Origin of the sequence: Bradyrhizobium sp. NBAIM08, from assembly GCF_020193935.1 — a bacterium.
Taxonomy (GTDB): domain Bacteria; phylum Pseudomonadota; class Alphaproteobacteria; order Rhizobiales; family Xanthobacteraceae; genus Bradyrhizobium; species Bradyrhizobium yuanmingense.
In genome coordinates this window covers 1-496 of sequence record NZ_JADYVR010000115.1, presented here as the reverse complement: position 1 = coordinate 496, position 496 = coordinate 1, and the positions used below count along the sequence as shown (strand labels likewise).

Genomic DNA, 496 nt, shown 5'->3' with positions numbered 1-496 from the left:
CTCTTGCTCAGCGAGGTCTTGGTATTGCCGAGGCCGTACAGCACGCTCGCGTCGATCTGCAGTGCCATGTCGATAGCGCCGCGATTCTCGATGACTTGGGAGATCTTCCAGCGATCGCCTTCGGTCTTCGCTTCGGCTTCGATGAGTGACGCGATGATCAATGTGTCGTACGGCGTGTGGCCGATCTGGCGACCCGCCGCGTCGAGGCCCGCAGTGTGCGCCTGGATGTCGAAGAGGTTCACCATTCGTTGGAGCATGGTGAGCTCGTCATCCGACGCGCTGATCGAGTACGTGCTGGGAAAAAGAAAACCTTCGAGGCTCTTCGAGTCGTTGGGCTGGAACTCCGAGCGCACCTGTCCGCTCGCCGCGAGCTCGAGGAACTTCTGCTTCGACATGCCCGGCAACCGGCCGACACGATCGGCAATCTGCGCAAGGCGAAAGCCTTCGGGAATGATCACGAAGTCGGTTTCGATCTTGGGGCCGGAATGCAACACGC

1 protein-coding gene is annotated in these 496 nt (G+C 60.3%); it reads right to left on the bottom strand.

Annotation, left to right across the window (positions count from 1 at the left end; all coding sequences use genetic code 11):
- Window positions 1-458 (bottom strand): endolytic transglycosylase MltG (locus I6F37_RS38680; RefSeq protein ID WP_225154167.1); only part of this gene is annotated, 458 nt, incomplete at its 3' end.
- Window positions 459-496 lie beyond the last annotated feature (38 nt).